General features: G+C 40.2%; 14 protein-coding genes. 3 read left to right on the top strand and 11 right to left on the bottom strand.

Going from position 1 to position 16,607, the window contains the following annotated elements; all coding sequences use genetic code 11:
- Positions 1-53: 53 nt before the first annotated feature.
- The 6 genes from CLI64_RS12390 to psbH all read right to left on the bottom strand — a co-directional run bounded on the left by CLI64_RS12390 (position 54) and on the right by psbH (position 7,229).
- Complete coding sequence (locus CLI64_RS12390) at positions 54-1,118, bottom strand: MAE_28990/MAE_18760 family HEPN-like nuclease (protein ID WP_103137517.1); 1,065 nt, start codon at positions 1,116-1,118, stop codon at positions 54-56.
- 18 nt (positions 1,119-1,136) lie between these two features.
- Positions 1,137-2,330 carry a DUF262 domain-containing protein gene (locus CLI64_RS12385; protein WP_103137516.1) on the bottom strand — a complete coding sequence of 398 codons (1,194 nt, stop codon included), beginning with the start codon at positions 2,328-2,330 and terminating at the stop codon, positions 1,137-1,139.
- 258 nt (positions 2,331-2,588) lie between these two features.
- Positions 2,589-5,060, bottom strand: a complete 2,472-nt coding sequence (locus CLI64_RS12380) for an ATP-dependent Clp protease ATP-binding subunit (RefSeq protein ID WP_103137515.1) — start codon at positions 5,058-5,060, stop codon at positions 2,589-2,591.
- Between the two features lie 749 nt (positions 5,061-5,809).
- Entirely contained in the window at positions 5,810-6,451 is a 642-nt protein-coding gene (pth, locus tag CLI64_RS12375; RefSeq protein ID WP_103137514.1) for an aminoacyl-tRNA hydrolase, read from the bottom strand.
- Between the two features lie 30 nt (positions 6,452-6,481).
- On the bottom strand, positions 6,482-6,754 hold the full coding sequence (locus CLI64_RS12370; RefSeq protein ID WP_103137513.1) for a TatA/E family twin arginine-targeting protein translocase: 273 nt from the start codon (positions 6,752-6,754) through the stop codon (positions 6,482-6,484).
- Positions 6,755-7,025: 271 nt separating this feature from the next.
- On the bottom strand, positions 7,026-7,229 hold the full coding sequence (gene psbH, locus CLI64_RS12365) for a photosystem II reaction center phosphoprotein PsbH (protein WP_103137512.1): 204 nt from the start codon (positions 7,227-7,229) through the stop codon (positions 7,026-7,028).
- Positions 7,230-7,314: 85 nt separating this feature from the next.
- On the opposite strand from psbH, the gene psbN reads away from it, so the two are divergent.
- A complete protein-coding gene (gene psbN, locus CLI64_RS12360; protein ID WP_103137511.1) occupies positions 7,315-7,446 on the top strand; it encodes a photosystem II reaction center protein PsbN in 132 nt (43 codons plus the stop codon).
- Between the two features lie 141 nt (positions 7,447-7,587).
- Here psbN and CLI64_RS12355 read toward each other — a convergent pair whose 3' ends face one another.
- Positions 7,588-10,773, bottom strand: a complete 3,186-nt coding sequence (locus CLI64_RS12355) for an alpha-mannosidase (RefSeq protein WP_103137510.1) — start codon at positions 10,771-10,773, stop codon at positions 7,588-7,590.
- 159 nt (positions 10,774-10,932) lie between these two features.
- Here CLI64_RS12355 and CLI64_RS12350 point away from each other — a divergent pair, with 159 nt between their 5' ends.
- Positions 10,933-12,444, top strand: a complete 1,512-nt coding sequence (locus CLI64_RS12350; protein WP_103137509.1) for a hypothetical protein — start codon at positions 10,933-10,935, stop codon at positions 12,442-12,444.
- A gap of 281 nt (positions 12,445-12,725) precedes the next feature.
- Complete coding sequence (locus CLI64_RS12345; RefSeq protein ID WP_103137508.1) at positions 12,726-13,019, top strand: hypothetical protein; 294 nt, start codon at positions 12,726-12,728, stop codon at positions 13,017-13,019.
- 138 nt (positions 13,020-13,157) lie between these two features.
- Here the strand turns inward: CLI64_RS12345 and CLI64_RS12340 are convergent, their stop codons facing one another.
- From CLI64_RS12340 to CLI64_RS12325, 4 genes are all read right to left on the bottom strand, one after another.
- A complete protein-coding gene (locus CLI64_RS12340; RefSeq protein ID WP_103137507.1) occupies positions 13,158-13,865 on the bottom strand; it encodes an HAD family hydrolase in 708 nt (235 codons plus the stop codon).
- 396 nt (positions 13,866-14,261) lie between these two features.
- Entirely contained in the window at positions 14,262-14,960 is a 699-nt protein-coding gene (locus CLI64_RS12335; protein ID WP_103137506.1) for a glutathione binding-like protein, read from the bottom strand.
- 122 nt (positions 14,961-15,082) lie between these two features.
- Positions 15,083-15,772 carry an SDR family NAD(P)-dependent oxidoreductase gene (locus CLI64_RS12330; RefSeq protein WP_103137505.1) on the bottom strand — a complete coding sequence of 230 codons (690 nt, stop codon included), beginning with the start codon at positions 15,770-15,772 and terminating at the stop codon, positions 15,083-15,085.
- 85 nt (positions 15,773-15,857) lie between these two features.
- Positions 15,858-16,523: a nitroreductase family protein gene (locus CLI64_RS12325; protein WP_103137504.1), complete on the bottom strand. Its 666-nt coding sequence runs from the start codon at positions 16,521-16,523 to the stop codon at positions 15,858-15,860.
- Positions 16,524-16,607: the final 84 nt, after the last annotated feature.

Raw genomic sequence — 16,607 nt, 5'->3', positions numbered from 1 at the left:
GAGCGCACCCCCGGCTACAAGCAATGACATAATTTCCAGCATGAACGCTTGAATTATTGCTTTACTATATAAAATGTGTGATTATCTTTGATTTTATGGTCTACACTTACAGCAATTTTTGTGTTTTCTGTAATTTTCAGTTCCGTATATTCTTTATTATCTAATTGAATTGTTAATATGGGCTTTTTATAAAATCTACCTTCTTTCGTTTGTATAATTAGCATATCTCCAGCTTTGATAGTATAATTTTCTATCTCAAATGCCAATATTTTATTACCAAACACTTTAATTACATTTGCTACTACCTGAAAAGTATGTGTTGCTTCTTCTTTGGTAATTTGTTCAACTAATACTTGAAAAATAGCTTGACAATATTTTTCTAAAAATTGAATATAAGGCTCTAGTTCAGATATACTTAATATATTATCTACTGCTTCAGAACCATGAGCAATTTGATTTCTTCTTTCAACTAAATCATTAATCTTATTATACAAGATATCCTTGTCTATTCTCGATATAGTATTTGTATTTAAACCAATTTCATTGTTAAGTTCTTCATTTTTTAATAACTCATTGTTTAAATCCAAGTTTAATTTATTAAATAATTCTACAATTTTATTATGTTTTAAATTACCTGATAAAAGAACAAATGCCTCTGTGTTGATTTTATATTTAGTAGGATTGATTATGCACTCATTCAGCTTATTTAAAACCTCTTCTTTTGTAAGATGTTGGTATTTTGCACTTTCCCTAATTGTTATACTATTTATCAATTTTAAAGAAAGTTCAAAATGATTCTCTCTGATCCTTTCATCTATTTTGTTATACTCAGGTACTATGTTAGACAAAGAACAAAGATATTCTTTAATCCATATTTCCACATATTTTTCTAGTAGACCATAAAGTGAAATAATAGATGCCTTATATTCAAATATTCGTTTATCTGTACTGAAAAATCGATAGTGTTCGTTCAGAGTATTTAGTAATTCTTTAAATTCCTGATTATCAGTTGATAAAAGGTTGAAATTAGCTACGTTGTTTACATACTGAATGTGTTTTAAATATTCTCTAATTTGGTTTAATTCTCTTTTGAAGCTTTCCAATGATTCTATATTCATAATTTTTATTAAAATTAATTAAATATAGCTTTGGAGGAAATTATGAATATACTCGATACGTGCTTCTACATCTTTTCTACCACTGTATCTAGCATCAAAAAGGGGTCTATTAATCTGCTTGATGTATAGTGATTCTTTGTTGGAAAATAAGTTATTTTTGATAGAATTTTTGTTTTTGATAAGAATTTCCTTATACCGTAGATTATTTGCGAATGCTTGCATCATTGAATCGTAAATAATTTTTGCGGGTAATGTATATCTACGTTTTTCATTTTCTGGTAATAAAAAAGCTGAGTCTCCAAATGTATCATAGATCAAATCAATTGTTTCATTAAAAAGATTTTCGAGGTTGCTTATTGTTTCATCAGTATAATTATTAGCTTGTTTTAAATATTCATCTAAAAATTTCTCTACAGGGGATTTAAAATTATCTATATGACGGTAAGCAAAAAATCGTAGAACTAATTCTACATCTTCCATTTTTTTATAGGCTTCGCTTTTAAGCAATTGTTCTTCACCTTCACTCTCTAAAGGTAACTGCCACATTGTACGGAAATAATCATTTCGAGATAATTTGATACACACTTGATTGAATTTTCCATTGTATAAAGCATTCCTTATTTCTTGTGGAGTAAGTTTTTCTCCTCCGCTATTCAATCTTTCAAAAACAATTTGCTTGAGATTCTCTGCTTCTTCTTTGTTTTTAGCTGTTTCTTGTAATAAAACAATGGATGATAAATATCTTCTATCTATACCCTTCCTGACTTGATCTGGTAAGTTTTTATAATTTCTTCCATTTAGTTCTCTCCAATATTGTAATCCTTCCAAATTAAATTTTCCCGTATAAAAATCATAAATAGCAGTTAATCTTTGTTGTCCATCCATTACTTCATAAATAGAATAATCTATTTCATAAAGAAAGATAGGTGGAATTGGCACATTCATCACGAATGATTCTATTAAACGAGATTTTCTAATATTATCCCACCTTTTTCTTCGCTGGTATTCAGGATCTAAAATATATTTATTAGAATTAAGCATAGTCGGTATACTATCAAGTGGATAACGAGCTTGTTCGGTTATAATTCTAATCTCTCCCTTTTTATATTTTTCATTAATTTCATCATCTGAAAGAGAGACTATAGAAATATCTACGAGCTGATCTTGAAAGGCAAAAGTTTCACCTGAAATGAGATTACTATTTGTACTCATATCTCTACTCCAACTTGCTATTTAAGACTATTATATAAAGCTTTATAACTCTATGATTCTTAATTCCTCTGCTAAAAGGGATATCAGATCCGTTGATGAGTTTATGTTCCTTTTTTACAATCATTTTCTCCTTTCATAATGTATATGATTTAGTAGCAGCTTAGCCATAGTAACAAGGAAAAGTAAACAAAAACGGTAGAGAATGTTATCCTCTACCGTTTTTTAATTTTTATTTGAGAATCAAATCCCAAACTTTAACTAAGACTCAACACCTTGGGGTAACAATTCCCGACGCTGTTGAGAACTAACTTGGACATTCCCATTTTCATCAACATCAACTAAGGCGACATCGCCATCTTTGATGCGACCAGACAGAATTTCTTCCGCCAAGCTATCTTCTAACAAGCGCATGATTGCACGGCGTAATGGTCTTGCACCGTAGCTGGGAGAGTAACCTTCTTGGATGAGGCGGTCTTTGAAGCGATCGCTTACTTCTAAGGTTATACCTTTCTCGGTCAAGCGACCAAATACTTCTTTGAGCATGATGTCCGCGATTTCGGTAACTTCCGCTTTGTTCAGTTGACGGAAGACGATAATCTCATCTAGACGGTTGAGGAACTCAGGACGGAAGTATTGTTTGAGTTCTTCGTTGACCAAGTTCTTGATCCGGTTGTATTGGGATTCGCTTTCGTCTTCGCCAAACTCGAAACCAATACCACCGCCACCTTTCTCGATGACTTTAGAACCGATGTTGGAGGTCAAAATCAGCAAGGTGTTCTTGAAGTCAACGGTGCGTCCTTTCGCATCTGTTAACCGACCATCTTCTAAAATTTGCAGCAGCATATTGAAGACATCGGGGTGCGCTTTTTCGATTTCGTCGAACAGCACCACAGTGTAAGGACGACGGCGTACAGCTTCGGTTAATTGTCCACCTTCGTTATAACCAACGTAACCTGGAGGCGAACCGATCAATTTGCTGACGGTGTGGCGTTCCATGTATTCGGACATATCCAGGCGGATCATTGCTTCTTCGGAACCGAAGAAGTAAGAAGCCAAGGATTTTGCCAACTCGGTTTTACCTACACCAGTCGGCCCGGAGAAGATAAAGCTAGCAATGGGTCGATTGGGATTTTTCAAACCGACACGCGCCCGGCGAATAGCGCGGGAAACTGCTTTGACTGCATCTTCTTGACCGATGAGTCGCTGATGCAATGTGTCTTCCATGTGCAGCAGTTTCTCAGATTCGGATTCGGTGAGTTTGTTCACCGGTACGCCTGTCCAGGAAGCGACGATGTGGGCGATGTCTTCTTCGGTGACTACGGGTTCTACACCGTCACCGCTTGCACCGTTGGCTTTGCTTTGAGCGATCGCGCGAATTTCGGCTTTAATTTCCATTTCGCGATCGCGCAGTTCCCCGGCTCTATCAAAGTCTTGGGAACGGACAGCATCATCTTTTTCTTTTAAGATTTGGCGCAGTTCTTTATCTAACTCTTTGGCTGCGGGGGGTAGTTGAGAGTTAATTAACCGCACACGAGAACCAGCTTCGTCAATCAAGTCGATGGCTTTGTCTGGCAGATAGCGATCGCTAATATAACGATCAGATAATTTCGCCGCCGCGACTAAAGCTTCATCGGAGATTTTCAGTTTGTGGTGTTGCTCGTAGCGATCGCGCAAACCATATAAAATTTCTATTGTTTCATCGACGGAAGGCTCACCTACCATCACTGGTTGGAAGCGACGCTCTAACGCAGCGTCCCGTTCAATGTGCTTGCGGTACTCGTCTAGGGTTGTCGCGCCGATACATTGCAATTCGCCTCTGGCCAAAGCTGGCTTGAGGATATTCGCCGCATCAATCGCCCCTTCGGCTGCACCTGCACCAATGAGGGTGTGTACTTCGTCTATTACCAGAATTACATTACCCGCTTGTCGAATCTCATCCATGATTTTCTTCAAGCGTTCTTCAAATTCACCCCGGTATTTTGTACCCGCAACCAATAAACCGATGTCTAAGGTGACGACACGCTTGTCTTCTAGGATGTCGGGGACATCTTTATTCGCAATGCGTGTTGCTAGACCTTCGGCGATCGCGGTTTTACCAACCCCAGGTTCACCAATTAATACTGGATTATTTTTTGTCCGGCGACCCAATATTTGGATTACCCGCTCGATTTCCTTGGCGCGTCCCACCACGGGATCGAGCTTGTTATCCGTGGCCATTTGAGTCAGGTTCGAGCCAAATTCATCCAATGTTGGTGTTTTAGTGCGCCCAGAAGAACCGGTCGCTGAAACCTCGGCGGTTTCTCCCAACATCCGAATGACTTGGGTTCTGACCTTCGATAGATCCACCCCCAGGTTTTCTAGCACCCTGGCTGCCACACCTTCCCCTTCCCGGATCAGGCCCAACAGCAGATGCTCGGTGCCAATGTAGTTATGCCCTAATTGGCGCGCTTCTTCTAGGGATAGTTCCAGAACCCGCTTTGCCCGTGGCGTAAACGGAATTTCCACGGCCACAAAGCCCGAACCCCGGCCTATGATTTTTTCTACTTCAATGCGGGCATCTTTGAGATTGACACCCATCGATTTCAGCACCTTGGCCGCAACTCCCGTACCTTCCCCAATCAGACCCAGGAGGATCTGCTCGGTTCCAACGAAGTTGTGACCTAAACGGCGGGCCTCTTCTTGGGCCAGCATGATTACCTTAATGGCTTTTTCTGTGAAGCGTTCAAACATGGCATTTTTCCCATCACCTGCGTCGTGCCGGTACGCTGATTTTAGCACAGGCAAATCGGCTGGATGCCTGTATAAAGATATTAAACATCCAGGAATGATCACCCAAGCTGATGGGTTAACTATTATTTAGTTATTGCTTCTTATATGGCTGCTGTACTGAGGAGTTTGAATTTATCAGCATTTTCAGGCTTGACTAATATACAGCAGGCTACCAAGTTGAAAATCTAATTAGACAGTCACAAATATTTATTGTTAACACAAGTTGCTATCCATAGTCAAACTTTTTGAGAAAAATATATATTATTTAAAATAATTTAACTATTAACATTAAATATTTTAATCATTAAAATCGGACAAAATTCCAATTTTTCTCATTAACCCAGAGATGGGATCAATAACAGCATCATCAGTTAATTAGTAGCTAGTTACAGTCAAAGAATAACAATCATTGTTAATTGTCGAAGCGATTAGTTGGAATTAATCAACAAAACAAAGTACGGATGTTTGTCTTGTCATATTTATTGTGAGTTAAAACTTAAAATACTGAAAACAGAATAATTACAGAATAACAGATAACTTTGATACAAAATTCTCAAAATCGTCATCACATTTCATAAATTTTTCTCATAGTAATTTACACTCACCTGAGAGTTGAAATTAACCTAGAAATAATAAAGAGGCGATAAATCACCTCTCTATCAAGCAAATATTCCTAGCTTGGATTATTTAATATTTTTATACCCAGAAATTCAAGTTTGAGAAACTTCGATAGTCCGGCTATTACAACGGTTCATAGCTTTCTCTACTCCTTGTTTGAGGCTTAGTTCTACACACTCAACCACAAACTGGAGTACGAGAGACATTTGTTGAGATTCGGCGGCGGTAAATTTTCCTAAAACATAGGAAACAGTATCAGAATTATCGTTACTAGCAGCATTTTTAGGTTTACCGATACCAATGCGTAACCGGGCGAAATTTTGCGTATTGAGATGAGCGATCGCACTCTTCATACCATTATGTCCCCCAGCCGAACCAGATAAACGCAAACGCGTCTTTCCCAAAGGCAAATCCATATCATCATAGATTACCAACACCGACTCAGGCGGCAACTTGTACCAACTTGTCACAGCTTGTATAGACTGTCCTGAGCGATTCATATAAGTTAAAGGCTTAAGCAGACGGATTTTGTAGCCTCCTGGTGCAGTACCTTCGCCAAATTCACCTTGAAATTTGCGATTTTCTGCTAAAGAAATGTGCCAAGCACGAGCTAGCGCATCCACAGCCCCAAAGCCGATATTATGGCGAGTTTGGTCATATTTAGGCTCTGGATTCCCCAACCCGACAATGAGTTGAGGAATCACTAAAGCCTGTGGCGTAACAACTTCTGTCATGTTCTTTGTCAATCAATTCGCAGCAGTTATTTAAGCGGCTGGAGAAGAACCAGCACTATCTTGCTCCGATTTAACTCCCTCAATTTGCTTAGGTTCAATTTCCGCAGTTGTTTTCACAGCCTGTTCCAACTGTTCAGCTTCCCGCTTAAATTCACTCTGAAATTCATTAGAAGCCTCTTGAAAACCGCGAATAGCCTTTCCCAAACTCCGGCCAATCTCTGGTAACTTCTTAGGACCAAAGACTAACAAAGCCACAACCATAATCAAAGCCATTTCCGGTAAACCAATACCAAAAATATTCACGCGGTTTCTCCTCTCTAATTTAATAATGTGTATCTATTTTGGGAATGGGGCATTGGGCAAGCAGGAAGTGTGGGAGGGGTGGGAGGGAGGATAGGGAATAAATCTTTCCCCCCTCTCTCCCCACACTCCCCACACTTCCCCATCTTCCTAATCCCCAGTCCCCAATCCTCCACTTATTAAGACTAACTTTTTCAGGAGCAAAGGCACAAAAAAACCCGGATAAACCGGGTACGTGTTTTTTGGTATGACAGCTTAGTTGCTGTATGCTCGATTAGCCACCTAAGCTACGCCAGTCAACCAAGACATCTTGAATCATGATTGACTTGTTGTAAAGTTGCAGAATAATCAGCAAAAACACGAAAAATAGCCCCATAAAAATAGCCATTACAGGAGTTGTTCCCCAGCCAGGAGCTACTTTACCATACTCAGAATTTAAAGGTCGCAGGATATCTCCCAACCTAGTCCGTTGTGCCATAGTTCACCTAAGATTAGTTGCCAAAGCTTTTTTTAATCTTCTGTAATATTCTATAAGAATACCACTCATCATCTATAAAACACTTATGGAACCCGCAATAGTTCTTATCATTTCTGTAGCCGCCGCCGTTATAGGCATTACAGGGTTTGGAATTTATACCGCTTTTGGCCCACCAAGCAAGGAGTTGGCTGATCCTTTTGAGGATCATGAGGATTAGGGACTGGGGATTGGGGACTGGGGAATGGGGACAAGGTGGACAAGGTGGACAAGGTAGAATTTATTTCTCAACTCAGTATCGTCTAAACGCCGTGCCACAGCTAACAGCACTCATTACTCATTACTCACCACTCACCACTCACTACTCATTACTCAGCAGATGAAAACTGACGATTTTCCCTGGTGGGATTGTGGATTTTTGTTGCTGAGATGAGAATTCTGTGGTGGGACGTTCTAATAGGTCTACTGGTTTACCTAGTTTTAGACCTAAATCGCTGTGTAAATATAACTCGGCTGTTGTTCCTTGAGACTCATAACACCGGAGAATCAATTTCTCTGGTTCATCTTCAGACAGTTTCACAGCCATTAAAATTAGATTTTCGGCTGATAAATCTAAGAAAGTCACTCTATCTTGCTGAGGGAGTTGGGAATGGGGGGTTGGTAGAGGGGAGTGATAATTGGCATCAAATACTATTTGCAGGGGGATATTTAACTCATAGCCGCGTCTTACTGTCTGGGCTGTTTCCCAGCTACCAGCGTGTGGATACACAGCATAGGTAAATTCATGTAAGCCTCGGTCGGCTTGTGGGTCAGGCCAATGAGGGCTGCGTAGGAGGGTGAGACGTAATTGTTCTGGTTTAGCGTCGTAGCCATATTTACAATCATTCAGCAAGCTAACACCGTAAATATCCTCGTTAGTGGTTGCTGTTAAATCAGCCCAACGTAGGGCGGGAACTTCCCATTTGGCTTTAGCTTGTGGGGTTTCGGGTTGGGTGGGACGACGAATTGCGCCACAGGGAATTTCGTAGGTAGCAAAGTCAGATTTGATATTTAAGGGAAAAGCGGTTTTGACTAAAACTTGATTTTCTTGCCAATTCACCTTAGAGGCTATTTTTAGTAGGGGTGAACCTGCTGTCAAAATATAATCTTGAGAAAATTCTGAATTTCCCAACTGACGCACTACACGCACACGACTTTGAACTGTTCCCTGTTCTATCCAAGTAATAGACTTGAGGTTAGTTGCAGGTAGAGGATGCTGGCTGTAATTGGGGTCGATGTTCCAAGCGTCCCAATATTGCCCACTGTCTTTAAAGCCTTGTAATTGATTCCCTGCACCGTTTAATATTTCCCGTTGATGGGTTTTGTCAAAGACACTTGATAAATCTCCTGTGTCGGGATCTACGATAACTCGCAGATATTCGTTTTCTAGAATGAATTCTGTAGGTGTGGGAGATGTGGGAGATATATAAGATGTGGGGGAAAGCCAAAAGAGGCGATAACCTACGGGGGGAATATCGGTGGCGAGGAAGAGTAGGGTTGAAGATTCAGATAATTGAGAGAGGAGTTGTTGGCCTGTGGAGTCGTAAACTTGGTATTGTTGATGGGCTGTGGGTAAGGTGAGAGAGACTACCTCAGAACGTTGCCAGTTAAGAGAATTGAAAACAAAAATAGGTAAGCTATCGGGATGTGGTGGCTGTGGTAGGGTAAAGTGGGATGCGATCGCCTGTAATGATTCCTGTAATATCTTCGTTCCTACTTGCTCAACTTGTTGCCACTCTGGTAAAGCATCTAGATAAACTTGGGTAATGGAAGAACCTGGTAAAATATCGTGAAATTGGTTAAATAACACTTGTTTCCAAGCAGTTTCTATCGCTTTTTTGGGATAATCCACACCACAAATCACCTTAGCGAAACTCGCAAATAATTCTGCTTGATAAAGTAAATTCTCACTACTCCGATTCCACCGTTTTTGGTCAGCATGGGTAGTATAACAACCGCGATGGAATTCTAAATATAATTCATCGTTCCAAATTGGGAATGGGGCATCGGGAATGGGGCATGGGGCATGGGGCATTGGTGTAAAATCTCCCCCTGCCCCCTGCCCCCTGCCCTCTACCTCAATTCCTTGGAGATACCTTTCCGCCGTAATAAATTCTAAATCGGGAAAGAAGGGCGAAGTCTGCCAGCGTCGGGCGATTTCTAACATATCACGGGTGGGGCCGCCGCCGTGGTCGCCAACACCAGGAAGCCATAGGGATGCAGTTAAGTTGGTTTGGTTGAGCCATTCTAAAGAATAGTTTGCCATTTTTACGGGGTCGATACCTTCGCCAACAGGTGCAGACATATAACTAAATACTTGACTACCGTCAGGCGATCGCCACCAAAAAGCCCCATAATCAAATTTATTAGTGTCGTTCCACCGTAATTTTTGGGTGACAAAATATTTAATGCCGGCTTGCTGTAAAAACTGCGGTAAGGTAGCACAAAAACCAAAGGTGTCAGGAACCCAAACTACTGTCGTCAGTTTGCCGAATTTCTCTTGAGTGTAGCGTTGACCATACAACAACTGACGCACTAAAGATTCCCCAGATAGTAAGTTTAAATCTGGTTCTACCCAAAAACCGCCGAGGACTTCCCACACGCCAGCGATGACTTTTTGTTGAATTTTCTCAAATAAATCTGGGCGATTTTCTTCTACCCAGGCGTAAAGGGACGGGCTGGAATGACAGAAAATTAATTCGGGAAAATCTTGTTGTAATTTTAAAACTGACTCAAAGGTGTTTTGGGCTGCATTCCATGTTTCACTGACAGGCCACAGCCATGCTAAATCTAAATGGGCGTGTCCTAGTAGGTAGATTTTATCTAGGAATGGGGATGATTGCAGCTGATTAATTAACTGTTGGCGTAGGGTGATGAGAGTTTCTGGTGTGTGTGTGGGGAATTTCTCGATGATGGATGCTAGGGTATCTAGTTTTTCTGGGGCGAATTTTTCGAGATATAGCTGTAATATTGCCAATTCATCGGCGATAAAACCAGGTTCGGGATAATTATAATCTGTCGATTCGTAGATGAGGAGCGATCGCACCAACGCCCCGTCACAATGTCCAGGACTGACTAAGCGCAAAGTTACAGTAAATTCTTCCCCTGCTGTCACCTCTGGACTCAGCAAGATTCTAGGCGCACAATCAAATAAATCCCCTTCTAAGACTAATTCCCCATTTACATAAATTTTGGCTGAGTCTGCCCACCACAACAAAGACAGCCGCAAACATAAACCCGCCACAGGATACCCGTGTAAATTTTGGGGGACTGTGAATGTCTGGGCTAACCACAATACTTTCTGTCCGCCTGTCCAGGAGATATTACCTTTATTATTTAACTCTACAGGTTGCCAATTAGATGCAATTTCTAAAGAAAAATCAGTAATTTCTCTATCAACTTCTGATTGTAACCAAGTAGACTGAGTATTAACTTGACAATAATCGCGTAACTGGGCGATCGCATCTGATATTAATTTTTTCTGGGGATAAGATACGGAAGTAGTCATATTGTCGTTAAGATGAAAGCAACTATGATAATTTGGCGTAAATCAAGCGATCATACACAATCCACAAAAAGTCAAAAAAACCAGTAATTTTTTTGGACTTTTGACTTAAAATCTGGGAGTCTCACAACTGCATCAGGCTCAAATTCACTTCTTATTACCATGTCTTCTGGTCGTTATCAAAGTAGACTCTTTAACACAGTCCACCAGCAGTCCCGGCGGTTAGCATCTCAATGGGAGCAAACCTTCCGGCATTTGCAAGTAGCTACAAAGTGGGGTGTGGAAGTATTACTGTATCCTGTATATTTATTTTTGCAATCTACTGATACGGCTATTAAAACGCTGTACTCGAAAGAACCTCCCTCTCAACCAAAGTTATCGCCCAATCATAGCGAGTTAGCACCGGAAACTTCTCCCCCCGTTGACACACCAATTCAGCACATACTAGAGGCTGTACAGAATCTCCCAACTGAAGACACAAAAGTTAATCAATTACTGCAACCTTTAAAGTTACTGTGGTCGAAATTTTTTCATCATCCCACAAATAACTCTCCACTTCCTCAACCCTTAACCATTCCCCACAAAACTGCACAAAATATTACGCCAAGTAGCCAAAATGATGCTGTCATACATCAACTATCTTTAGTAAGAGGAATCGCCACAGATTTAATTCATCGGCGGTTGGTACTTGTGAGTGTCGAGAATGAAGTTTTGGATATTTTGACACCAAAACAACAAGCAAAATTATCCAGAAAAATTATTAATGAACTTACTAATTATTTTCCCGACTGGCAGTTAAATATAAACCAAAATCAATCCCATTTACTACCACAAATAGAGAGTGTTTTAGATAAAATCACAGGTAAACAAACAGTTGAAATTCCCTTACTCAATGGGATAATCAATCAATATTCACTCCAAACCAGCAAAATTATTACATCTTTAGACACTGCACTTGCTCAATTAGAAGCCAAAACTATCGTTCCCAGCCAAGAAATAGCGAAATTTACACACACTCAAATCAATATCTTTCTCTACGGTAAAGAACAGTTAGCTGCTAGGGGAGAGATTGCTGTAAATGCGGATGATTTAGAAGCACCGAAATTTAATATTGCAGAATTAATTGAAGCAGCAATCAATTACTTTTTTGGTGTAGGTAAGAGTAAAAACTTAAATGTTCCTGGTGCAAAAGGGAAATTCCTTTCTCCACAAGCATCAGAACAATGGCTAGAGTGGAGTGATTTATATGGTGAAACTCCACAAATTAGCGGAGAAAATACGCCAAATACTCTGGTGATTAATCCTGGTATTGCTCCTAGTTCATCAACAGGGTTATCTTGGCAGAATAAATTGCCCATTCCACCAACTAAATCTGAGTCTAGTTTAGTGCCACGCCAAAAACAACCCCGCCACCTCACCCGCATCCAGAAAAAATCGGGAAAACTTACTACTAGACAACAAAGCGAAACTACTATTTCTCCTACTAGTAGTGACACTTACCCACATCAAGACGCATCAGACGCAGACTGGATAGAAACTAAACCCACATCAGTCAGCTATGAAAAGCACCCTCTAGAGCAAGTTTTAGAGCTTCTAGATCGTGCTATGCTCTGGTTAGAAGAGAAAATCGTGAGAATTTTTCAATCTTTACAAAGTTTTTGGCGTGGTAAATAATGAGGAGATAAAACCAATTCGCAATTCGCAATTCGCAATTCGCAATTACGTTTTGTCACAGCGTTTTAACCCCGTGATAAAACCTTTCACCTTTAAAGGCGTTAGCGTAGCGGGACGAAGTTCGGTTTTAAACCTGATTGTTTCGATAAAGGAGAATTAGTGAAATTTGAATTAGAAACCTATATTTCGTTTTTTGTGGTATGTATATTAATACTTCTTCTAAATAGGGTGAAAGTAATCACTACAAACTGAAATTTTTGACTTTCTTGGGTATTATCTGCGTGAAAATTATTGTTTACTGTAAATACTTTAACTTTAAAAATCCCCTCGATAAACCAAAAATAGAAAACTTTGTGGTAGATTTGCCACAAATTCCCAGAGTAGGCGAAACTATTGTTGTAGAGAGAATTTCACCACAAAAACAATTCGTGATTATTTTTGAATATATTGTTACCGCAGTGCAGTTGAACGCTTCTAAATCTACTAACACTGCTGATGCTCAAGTGAATGCTTGTTTAAATCACTGTTGGGAAGGAACATCAAATTTTAATGTTACTAACTTTTTAGAAAAGTGATACAAGAACCCAATTTGATGTCTGAAAAAATCTAAGTATATGTAGGGTGTGTTACGGCTGTGCAAGAATTTCATAGTGTGTACAAATAATGTCTAGCCGTAACGCACCTTGTCTTACAGGATAAAATGGCTTTCGCTGTTAGATTTTGGCTGATAAGGTTGGTACTTTTGATGTCAAAATCATATTTACGGCAGTGCTTAAGTCTGGAACAATGAAGTCAGGCTGGTAAAGCTTTAACTGTGCGCGATCGCGAATTCCAGATTCTACAGCCATAACTTGAATATTATGCTTTTTCGCGGCTGCAATATCAGCTTCCGTATCCCCTACCATCCAAGTAGCTGCTGCTGATGGTAATTCTGCTAAAGCTTTAGTCATCAATAGGGGTTTATCGTCAACATCACGGGTTTTGACATAATCGTTACTGAGACAATAACGGCGATTTTCGGGGAAAAACTTACCTAAATCGTATTTTTCAAAAGCATAGTCTAATTCTCTCACCCGGCGCATCGTCATCACAGCTAAATCAACACCAGCTGCTTGAATTTTTAATAATGCTTCTACTGCACCAGGAACGAGGACATCATACTCAAAGTAGGGTTGAGTATGTACTGTGTTGCGTCGTAGTTGAGAAAATTCTTGTGCTTGTGTCTCATCCAAACCTGATTTTAACGCAATTTCTTTTTCGGAAATCCGCGATCGCTTCATTTGCCAAAATTCTGCTTTTTTTAATTCTTTTACAGCCTGTCCTGGACGGCGGATTTCTGTTAAACAAAATTGATAAACCCGATAGTACCTCTCGGAAACATCCATGATGGGGCCGTCGAAGTCGGTAATTAGTCTTAGCATCGGCGGAAGTCTATATTAATTTTTATTAATATTATTTTACTTCCATCTCGAACAATAAAGTAAAAAAAATGAGTATATTTACTTTAACTTTCAGCACAAGTAACTATTGTGAAAATTTGCAGTGTCCAAGACACCCGATTTTTTTGATAAGGGACTTCCAGATAAAAAAATATCTAAACTGTAGGGTGCGTCAGTGCGAGAAAACCTAACTGTAGCAAGAGGTTATTCATACTGACGCACCCTACTAAGCTGTTTAGTGGGGATAATTTATTTTTTGGTGTCCCCTGAATCGGGTGTCTAAATGATTTTGAGCCTTTAACTAACGCGACTACGTGCTAGCAAGATTATAGAATAAACACTTTTTTCTTCCCCTACACCCCTGTATTTCTTGTAAGTCTATGCTTTAACGGTATTTGCTGATTGATTAAACAATACATTCCTTGACTGTTCGATATCTAAAGCCTGATTTTTTAAGGCTTCTGCTTTTTCGTAGGCGCGAATTACAGCCGGACGCGCTTGAATTGCTTCAAACCAACGTTTCAAATTAGGGAAATTATCTAAATTTTGACCTTGGCGTTCATAAGGTACTATCCAGGGATAGATGGCGATATCTGCAATGGAATAATCACCAGCTACAAATTCTCTGTCTGCTAGTCGTTTATTTAGCACCGCGTATAAACGTGCTGTTTCATTGACGTAGCGGTTAATAGCGTATTCTATTTTCTCCGGTGCATATTGGCTAAAGTGGTGGTTTTGTCCAGCCATTGGCCCTAAACCCCCCATTTGCCAAAATAGCCATTGCAAAACCTCTACCCGTTCCCTCAGATTTGCAGAAATTAACTTCCCAGTTTTTTCTGCTAAATACAACAAAATAGCACCAGATTCAAATACAGAAATAGCTTCATCCCCACCGATTGGTTCGTTGTCAACAATTGCGGGTATACGATTATTAGGGGAAATAGCTAAGAATTCTGGTTTAAATTGGTCGCCCGCACCAATATTTACAGGAATTATATTGTAAGGTAAACCGACTTCTTCTAAAAAGATTGTGATTTTATGACCGTTAGGAGTCGTCCAATAATACAAGTCAATCATGGTGATGTCTCCTGGGTGTTAGTCATTAGTCATTAGTCATTAGTCATTAGTCAACAGTTCTCATTTTAATGCCCCATGCCCCATGCCCCATGCCCCATGCCCTATGCCCCATGCCCCATGCCCTAAAATCTCTCCACCCAAGGACGCAGTTCTACTTCCCATGTCCATGCACTGCGGGGTTGTTTGAGGATGTTGAGGTAGGTTTGGGCGATCGCATCTGGATCTAGGGTACTATCAGGATTATCTGCTGGGTCTGAATAAGATGCAGAACGAATCACGCCATCAATTACAAAATGGGCAACGTGAATATTTTTAGGGGCGAGTTCTCTGGCTATGCTTTGGGCTAAACCACGCAACGCAAACTTACCCATTGCAAAAGGTGCAGACTGTGGATAACCTTTGACACTAGCTGAGGCACCTGTAAAGAAGATTGCACCACTCCCCTGCTGTAACATTCGTTTAGCCGCAGCTTGAGCTACAAGAAAGCCACCATAGGCTGTAATTTCTAAGGTTTTCGCTACATCTTGAGGATTTAAATCAATCAATGCTCCACGCACGCGCCAGCTTGGATTGTAAACTACGATATGAGGCGAACCGAGTTTTTGGTCTACATCATTAAATAACTGTTGTACTTCGTCAGCTTGAGAAACATCAGCCGCAAAACAAACAGCCCCGATTTCTTCACTAAGTTGCGCCAGTTTATCTACATTCCGTGCCGCTAAAGCGATGCTAATTCCTTCTTGAGCAAATAAACGTGCAATGGAAGCACTTAATCCACTACCAGCCCCAACGATTAACGCGGTGTTTGACATGGTGATTAATCCTTATGTGTAGCGGAGGAAAATAGAAAGGCAAAAGTAAAAAGTAAAAAGTATTTTTTCTTTTGCCTTTTGCCTTTTATCCTTGATAGGGGTTATTAATTTTATCTACAAAGACGTTGTAAGATAAGGGCAGGCGACCAGGATCTAAGCGGGGTTCAGCAGCATAGCCGACTGGAACTAAAACTGCGATCGCTAAATCTGGATCATTTTCTGCACCAATTACCTGTTTTACTTGTTCTTCTATCCATCCATTCATAAAACAGGTGGATAGCCCTAGACTTTCTGCGGCTAACACTAAATGGGTAGCGGCAATAATCGCATCTTTAATTGCATATTCCCGGCGTTTATCTCCTAATCCTGCTTGGAATTGGGGAATAGCATTTTTAAAATAATTGACTGTACCTTCATTCCATGCGCCAGTTTGCAAGGCTTTTTCATACACCAAGCTTAAATCTCCCTCTCCAGCTTTGGCATCAGCTGCAAATACAAAGGTGACAGGAGCTTCTATAACTTGTTTTTGATTCCAAGATGCAGCACATAAAGCAGCCTTTTGCGCTTCATCCTGCACTAAGACAATCCGCCAGGCTTGGGTATTAAAACTACTAGGTGCAGCTACGGTCAACTCTACTAATTGCTTGAGCAGTTCTGGTTCTATGGGGTCTGGTTTAAAAGTCTTGATGGAACGTCTTTGAATAATAGCCTTGGGTACGTCTAGAGGTTGAACTTGGGTAATTGTACTCATGAGATTCGCCTCTGATTTGATGTAATAGGATTACGCTGTGAAAATTTACAGACGCGATTTACTGCGTCTGTTCAAGACTACCGT

It is taken from the genome of Nostoc sp. CENA543 (assembly GCF_002896875.1).
Lineage (GTDB): Bacteria > Cyanobacteriota > Cyanobacteriia > Cyanobacteriales > Nostocaceae > Trichormus.
The sequence above is the reverse complement of the archived record's forward strand: the minus strand, read 5'-3'. Positions and strand labels throughout refer to the sequence as shown.

What these genes read in the sequence shown, in the direction of transcription:
- CLI64_RS12380 (WP_103137515.1), bottom strand. Translation starts at nt 5,060, where the DNA reads ATGTTTGAACGCTTCACAGAAAAAGCCATTAAGGTAATCATGCTGGCC.
- CLI64_RS12390 (WP_103137517.1), bottom strand. Translation starts at nt 1,118, where the DNA reads ATGAATATAGAATCATTGGAAAGCTTCAAAAGAGAATTAAACCAAATT.
- CLI64_RS12330 (WP_103137505.1), bottom strand. Translation starts at nt 15,772, where the DNA reads ATGTCAAACACCGCGTTAATCGTTGGGGCTGGTAGTGGATTAAGTGCT.
- CLI64_RS12355 (WP_103137510.1), bottom strand. Translation starts at nt 10,773, where the DNA reads ATGACTACTTCCGTATCTTATCCCCAGAAAAAATTAATATCAGATGCG.
- pth (WP_103137514.1), bottom strand. Translation starts at nt 6,451, where the DNA reads ATGACAGAAGTTGTTACGCCACAGGCTTTAGTGATTCCTCAACTCATT.
- psbN (WP_103137511.1), top strand. Translation starts at nt 7,315, where the DNA reads ATGGAACCCGCAATAGTTCTTATCATTTCTGTAGCCGCCGCCGTTATA.
- CLI64_RS12325 (WP_103137504.1), bottom strand. Translation starts at nt 16,523, where the DNA reads ATGAGTACAATTACCCAAGTTCAACCTCTAGACGTACCCAAGGCTATT.
- CLI64_RS12385 (WP_103137516.1), bottom strand. Translation starts at nt 2,330, where the DNA reads ATGAGTACAAATAGTAATCTCATTTCAGGTGAAACTTTTGCCTTTCAA.
- CLI64_RS12350 (WP_103137509.1), top strand. Translation starts at nt 10,933, where the DNA reads ATGTCTTCTGGTCGTTATCAAAGTAGACTCTTTAACACAGTCCACCAG.
- psbH (WP_103137512.1), bottom strand. Translation starts at nt 7,229, where the DNA reads ATGGCACAACGGACTAGGTTGGGAGATATCCTGCGACCTTTAAATTCT.
- CLI64_RS12335 (WP_103137506.1), bottom strand. Translation starts at nt 14,960, where the DNA reads ATGATTGACTTGTATTATTGGACGACTCCTAACGGTCATAAAATCACA.
- CLI64_RS12340 (WP_103137507.1), bottom strand. Translation starts at nt 13,865, where the DNA reads ATGCTAAGACTAATTACCGACTTCGACGGCCCCATCATGGATGTTTCC.